The sequence below is a fragment of the Actinoplanes sp. NPDC048791 genome, assembly GCF_040650095.1.
In the GTDB taxonomy this organism is placed as follows: Bacteria; Actinomycetota; Actinomycetes; order Mycobacteriales; family Micromonosporaceae; genus Actinoplanes.
Genome location: NZ_JBEZGQ010000509.1, coordinates 1 through 6039 on the forward strand (window position 1 = coordinate 1; position 6039 = coordinate 6039).

6 protein-coding genes are annotated in these 6039 nt (G+C 69.5%); 5 read left to right on the forward strand and 1 reads right to left on the reverse strand.

All coding sequences use genetic code 11. The features are described 5' to 3' along the window. From yidC to AB0C29_RS29460, 4 genes are all read left to right on the forward strand, one after another. Nucleotides 1-663, forward strand: a 663-nt coding sequence (gene yidC / locus AB0C29_RS29445; protein WP_360826739.1) for a membrane protein insertase YidC, incomplete at its 5' end; no start/stop codon positions are given. Between the two features lie 91 nt (nucleotides 664-754). After that, nucleotides 755-2149 (forward strand): carbohydrate-binding protein, encoded by a 1395-nt coding sequence (locus tag AB0C29_RS29450; protein WP_360826742.1) that lies wholly within the window; start codon nucleotides 755-757, stop codon nucleotides 2147-2149. A 159-nt stretch (nucleotides 2150-2308) separates the two neighbouring features. Continuing rightward, nucleotides 2309-3556, forward strand: a complete 1248-nt coding sequence (locus tag AB0C29_RS29455) for a glycosyl hydrolase family 18 protein (protein ID WP_360826745.1) — start codon at nucleotides 2309-2311, stop codon at nucleotides 3554-3556. Between the two features lie 32 nt (nucleotides 3557-3588). Further along, nucleotides 3589-4791, forward strand: a complete 1203-nt coding sequence (locus AB0C29_RS29460; RefSeq protein ID WP_360826748.1) for a carbohydrate-binding protein — start codon at nucleotides 3589-3591, stop codon at nucleotides 4789-4791. Between the two features lie 34 nt (nucleotides 4792-4825). Here the strand turns inward: AB0C29_RS29460 and AB0C29_RS29465 are convergent, their stop codons facing one another. Next, nucleotides 4826-5491 carry a DedA family protein gene (locus AB0C29_RS29465; RefSeq protein ID WP_360826753.1) on the reverse strand — a complete coding sequence of 222 codons (666 nt, stop codon included), beginning with the start codon at nucleotides 5489-5491 and terminating at the stop codon, nucleotides 4826-4828. 94 nt (nucleotides 5492-5585) lie between these two features. Here AB0C29_RS29465 and AB0C29_RS29470 point away from each other — a divergent pair, with 94 nt between their 5' ends. After that, the gene (locus AB0C29_RS29470; protein WP_360826756.1) at nucleotides 5586-5930 is read left to right on the forward strand and encodes a PadR family transcriptional regulator; all 345 of its coding nucleotides are present in this window, start codon (nucleotides 5586-5588) and stop codon (nucleotides 5928-5930) included. The last annotated feature ends 109 nt before the right edge of the window (nucleotides 5931-6039 follow it).

Below are 6039 nucleotides of genomic sequence, written 5' to 3' on the forward strand. Positions count from 1 at the left end.
CTGCACCTCGAGTGCCTTCGAGACCTCGGATTGCGGTGGCTTCGGCAGCAACCAGGCCTGGCCATCGTCCTGTTCACCGTCGCCGTCCGGCTGCTGATCAGCCCGCTCACCTGGTTGCAGGCCCGTTCCGCCCGGCGCGGTGCCGCGCTGGCACCCGAACTCGCGGCACTGCGGGAGCGGCACCGCGACGATCCGGTGCTGCTGGCCACCGAGACGCTCGCCCTGCAACGCGCCAACGGCGCCGGCCCGTTCGCCGCGATGCTGCCCGCGCTGGCCCAGGCGCCGTTCTTCATGCTGATGTACCACCTGGTGCAGCCTGGTGCCGGTACGCCCACCGGTGTGCTCGGCGGCCATTTGCTCGGCGTGCCGCTGACCGCGCACCTGGCGGCCGGCCTGCCGGTCTTCGCCGTGCTGCTGGCGCTGGCGACCGCGCTGGCGTGGTGGTCCTCGCGTCGCGTCCGGCGCTTGCAGCCGGCTCCGGCCGATCCGGCCCAGCCCGGTGCGACCCTGCTGCCCCGGATCATGTCCGTGCTGCCGTTCCTGACGGTGGTGATGGTGGCCTGGCTGCCGCTCGCCGGTGGCCTCTATCTGGTCACGTCGGCCGCCTGGACCGCTCTTGAGCAGGCGGTTTGGCGTCGTCCCACACCGGCGGTCAATCGGTAGTCATGCATATTGACAGCTTTCGTAACAGGGCGGAAACTTCCAGAGAGCGCTCTCAGCAGCTCATCCCCATCCCCCTGAAAGGCCCGTTGTCATGAGAAGCACCCCGAACAAGTGGCGCCGGCGGTTGCTCGCTGCCGCCGCTGTCGTGATCGCCGGAGGCGCCTCGGCCGTCTTCGTGGCGCAGGCCGACGCGGCCGTACCGCCCGCCCCCTCGGGCATGAGCCTGATCTTCAGCGACGACTTCACCGGCGCCGCGGGCACCGGGCTGAACCGCAGCAACTGGATCTACGACATCGGCACCGGCTACCCCGGCGGCGCGGCGAACTGGGGCACCGGCGAGGTCGAGCGGATGACCGACTCGACGCAGAACGTCTACCACGACGGCAACGGCAACCTGGCGATCAAGCCGATCCGGGACGGGGCCGGCAACTGGACCTCCGGCCGGGTGGAGACCCAGCGCACCGACTTCGCCGCGCCGGCCGGCGGCAAGCTGCGCATCGAGGGCCGCCTGCAGCAGCCGAACGTCACGGGGGCGGCGGCCGCCGGCTACTGGCCGGCGTTCTGGACCCTGGGTGACGCGGCCCGGCCGGTCGGCGCGACCAACTGGCCGAGCATCGGCGAGTGGGACATCATGGAGTCGATCAACGGCCGGCCCTCGGTCTTCTCGGCCCTGCACTGCGGGGTCAACCCGGGCGGTCCCTGCAACGAGACCACCGGCCTGGGCAGCGGCGAGAAGTCCTGCCCGACCTGCGGCACCGCCTTCCACACGTACGCGGTCGAGTACGACCGCAGCGTCTCCCCGGAGCAGCTGCGCTTCTACCTCGACGGCGCGCAGTACCACCAGGTCAGCGCGAACCAGATGGACGCCACGACGTGGAACAACGCCACCCACCGCGGCGTGTTCATCATCCTGAACGTGGCGATGGGCGGCGGCTTCCCGGCCGCGTTCGGTGGCGGACCTACCGGGGCGACCCAGTCGGGCGTGCCGATGCTGGTCGACTACGTGGCCGTGTACCGCTCGGGTTCGGGTGGCACCACGCCGCCGACCACCCCGCCCACGACGCCGCCGGCCGGTGGCGTGCGCAACGCGTACGGGCAGATCGAGGCCGAGTCGTACAACGCCGCGTCGTCGGTGATCAAGGAGACGTCGTCCGAGGGCGGTCAGAACGTCGGCGCCATCAGCAACGGTGACTGGCTGCAGTTCGACAACGTCGACTTCGGCACCGGCGGGGTACGCGACTTCGTGGGCCGGGTCTCCTCCGGGGCGGCGGGCGGCGTCAGTGGCCTCGTCGAGGTCCGGGTCGACAGTCGCAGCAACGCGCCGATCGGCAGTTTCGCGCTGGCCAACACCGGCGGGTGGCAGTCCTGGCGGTCGGTGCCGGCCAACGTGGCCAACGTGTCCGGGCGGCACACGGTTTTCCTGACCTTCACCAGTGGACAGCCGGCCGACTTCGTCAACGTGAACTGGATCCAGTTCCGCAGGTAGCGACTTCGTTCAATACGTACGCATAAGGGCCGGGGGCGTGACCAGCGCCGCCGGCCCGCGCACCTTAAAGAACTTTAAGGTGCCGGGGGTCTGGACTAGTTCTGTTAACAGTCCTAATAATCAATGAACCTAACTGTTCGACGTGGAAGGCCCACCCCCATGCGCCGATCCCTGGTCCTCGCCGTGTCCGCCGCCCTCGCGGCCGCCGGCTCCGCTGTCTACATAGGATCTTCCGCGAGCGCGGCCACCGCCTGTGCCCCGGCGTGGAGCTCCTCGGCGATCTACGTCAAGGACAACTCCGTCTCGTACCAGTCGAAGAACTACACCGCGAAGTGGTGGACCACCAACGAGGTCCCCACCGCCAGCGGGCAGTGGGGCGTCTGGGCCGACAAGGGAGCCTGCGGTGGCGGGACGACGCCGACCACCCCGCCGGCCACGACCCCGCCGACCACCCCACCCACCACGCCGCCGACGACGCCGCCCACCACGGTGCCGCCGAGCAACGGCACGCTGCCGGCGCACTTCATCACCGGCTACTGGCAGAACTTCGACAATCCGGCCAACGAGCTCAAGCTCGCCGCCGTGCCGAGCACCTACGACCTGGTCGCGGTGGCCTTCGCGGACGCCACCAGCACCCCGGGCGCGGTCTCCTTCACCATCGACGCCGGACTCTCCGCCTCGGTCGGCGGCTACACCAACGAGCAGTTCAAGGCCGACATCGCGACGCTTCACTCGCGCGGCAAGAAGGTCATCATCTCGGTCGGCGGTGAGAAGGGCTCGGTCAGCGTCAACGACGCGGGCGCGGCGACCAACTTCGCCAACTCGGTCTTCTCGCTGATGCAGACGTACGGCTTCGACGGCGTCGACATCGACCTGGAGAACGGGCTCAACCCGACCTACATGGGCCAGGCGCTGCGCAGCCTGCGCGCCAAGGCCGGCGCCAACCTGATCATCACGATGGCGCCGCAGACCATCGACATGCAGAACCCGGCCGGGTCCTACTTCAAGCTCGCGCTCGACATCAAGGACATCCTCACGGTCGTCCACACCCAGTTCTACAACTCCGGCGCGATGCTCGGCTGCGACCAGAACGCCGCGTACGGCCAGGGCACGGTCAACTTCCTGGTCGCGCTGGCCTGCATCCAGCTCGAGGCCGGGCTGCGTCCCGACCAGGTGGCGCTCGGCCTGCCCGCGACCACCAGCGCGGCCGGCGGCGGCTACGTCTCGCCGTCCGTGGTCAACCAGGCCCTCGACTGCCTGGCCCGCGGCACCAACTGCGGCTCGTTCCGCCCGCCGCGCACCTATCCCGGCATCCGCGGCGCGATGACCTGGTCGATCAACTGGGACGTCACCGCCGGCAACGGCTGGGCCAACACCATCAAGCCGCACCTGTCCACCCTGCCCTGATCGCCAGCCTTCCCCCACTGGAGAGATCCCCCATGAAATTGCAGAAGAAGTACGCCGCCGCGCTAGCGGTGGTCCTGGCCGCAGCCGGGGTCGGCACCACCGTCCTGCTCGCGCCGGGCGCCTCGGCCGCCGTCGCCTGTGCTCCGGCCTGGAGTTCCTCGGCGGTCTACCTGAAGGACAACACCGTCTCGTACCAGGCGAAGAACTACACCGCCAAGTGGTGGACGCAGGGCGAGGTCCCGACGGCCAGCGGGCAGTGGGGCGTCTGGGCCGACAAGGGCGCCTGCGGCGGCGTGGTCGACCCCACGACCCCGCCGACCACGCCCCCGACCACCGGGCCGACCACCCCGCCGGCGACCGGCACCAAGATGGCGTCCGCGCCGTACATCTACCCCGGCTGGGGCAACCCGCCGGCGCCGTCGACGGTCATGAACGCCACCGGCATCAAGGCCTTCACCATCGCGTTCGTGCTGGCCAACGGCTGCAACCCGGTCTGGGACGGCGAGGGCGGCCTGACCGGCGGCTCGCACGAGAGCACCATCAACGCGATCAAGGCGGCCGGCGGCAGTGTCGTCCCGTCGATCGGCGGCTGGAGCGGCAACAAGCTCGGCCCGAACTGCGCCACCCCGGAAGCGCTCGCCGGCGCGTACCAGAAGGTGATCGACACCTTCGGACTGAAGGCGATCGACATCGACATCGAGAACAGCGACGAGTTCGAGAACACCGTGGTGCAGGACCGCATCCTCGGCGCGCTGAAGATCGTCAAGCAGAAGAACCCCTCGGTGAAGACCATCCTCACCTTCGGCACCTCGCCGACCGGCCCGAACTACTACGGCACCCGGCTGGTGCAGCAGGCCAAGGCGCTCGGCGCGAACATCGACATCTTCACCCAGATGCCGTTCGACTTCGGTGGCGGCGCTGACATGTACGGCAGCACGGTCGGCGCCTCCGAGGGTCTGAAGAACCTGCTCAAGACCACCTTCGGCTGGAGCGACGCGCAGGCGTACTCGCACCTGGGTATCTCCGGCATGAACGGCCTGTCCGACCAGCAGGAGCTGACCAGCACCGAGACCTGGACCCGGATCCGCGACTACGCGAGGAACAACAACCTCGCCCGGTTCACCTTCTGGGCGGTCAACCGGGACCGCGGCTGCGCCGGCGGCGGCGTGGTCTCCGACTGCAGTGGCATCGCGCAGTCCGACTGGGCCTTCACCAAGATCAGCGCGGGCTTCTAGGCACCGTTTCTCCCCTGGCGCGCGGCCGTGGATCTCACCGATCCGCGGTCGCGCGTCGCCGTTTGCGCACCTTCTTGATCGCCCAGCTGCCGATCGCCACCGCGAAGAACGCCATGATCGCGTAGTCGAACCAGTTGCTGTACTTCTCCAACTGCTGCCACCGGGAGCCCAGGGCGTAGCCACCGCCGATGAACAGGCAGTTCCACAGTCCGCTGCCGATGGTGGTGAGCAGGGTGAACATGCCCAGCTTCATGTGGTTGGCGCCGGCCGGGATGGACACCAGGCTGCGGACCACCGGAGCCATCCGGCCGAAGAAGACCGCGCCCTTCTCGTGCCGCTCGAACCAGCGGTCGGCCAGGTTGAGGTCGTCGGCGTCGACCAGCGGGATGCGGTCCAGCCAGCGGCGCAGCCGCTCCTCACCGAGCGCGTAGCCGAGCCAGTAGAGCGCCAGGGCGCCCAGCACCGAGCCCGCGGTGGCGGCGATGGCCACCAGCACCAGGTTGACCCGGCCCGAACCGGCCAGATAGCCCGCCATGGACAGCACGATCTCGCTGGGAATGGGCGGGATCAAATTTTCCAGGGCCACGAGCAGGCCGACGCCCAGCTCGCCGAGCGACTCGATGACCGATGCCACCCAGCCGGTCAGGCCACCCAGCTGACTGGGCTCGGTCTCCGCGGCCAGGTAGTACGGCACGCTCATCCGGCGCTCCTTCGTCTCGGTCCCCGATGCTTACCCGGCTTCCAAAGTACAAACCGCTTGCCGTATATACCTGTCATCGGTATATGCTGCCGCCATGACCGACACACCCATGCGCGAGCCGACCTTCCTGGTGCTCACCGCGCTGGCCGCGGGCCCCCAGCACGGTTACGCCGTGATCGAGGACGTGGCCCGGATGACCGACGGCCGGGTCCGGCTGCGGGCGGGCACCCTCTACGCCGCGCTCGACCGGCTGCGCACCGACGGCCTCATCGAGGTCGACCGGGAGGAGGTCGTGCAGTCCCGGCTGCGCCGCTACTACCGGCTCACGGGGGTCGGGGAGAAGCGGCTGGCCGCCGAGAGCAGCCGCCTGCGCCAGCAGGCCACTCTGGCCGAGGGCCGGCTGCGCGCCCGGCACGACCTGGGAGGGGCACCCGCGTGACCGCACCGCTCGAGATCCGGTACCGCCGCCTGCTGGCGATCTATCCGCCGGCGCACCGCCACGCCTACGAGGAGGAGATGGTGACAGTGCTGATGGAGGGCGCCGCCCC

What these genes read in the sequence shown, in the direction of transcription:
- AB0C29_RS29460 (WP_360826748.1), top strand. Translation starts at nt 3,589, where the DNA reads ATGAAATTGCAGAAGAAGTACGCCGCCGCGCTAGCGGTGGTCCTGGCC.
- AB0C29_RS29465 (WP_360826753.1), bottom strand. Translation starts at nt 5,491, where the DNA reads ATGAGCGTGCCGTACTACCTGGCCGCGGAGACCGAGCCCAGTCAGCTG.
- AB0C29_RS29455 (WP_360826745.1), top strand. Translation starts at nt 2,309, where the DNA reads ATGCGCCGATCCCTGGTCCTCGCCGTGTCCGCCGCCCTCGCGGCCGCC.
- AB0C29_RS29470 (WP_360826756.1), top strand. Translation starts at nt 5,586, where the DNA reads ATGACCGACACACCCATGCGCGAGCCGACCTTCCTGGTGCTCACCGCG.
- AB0C29_RS29450 (WP_360826742.1), top strand. Translation starts at nt 755, where the DNA reads ATGAGAAGCACCCCGAACAAGTGGCGCCGGCGGTTGCTCGCTGCCGCC.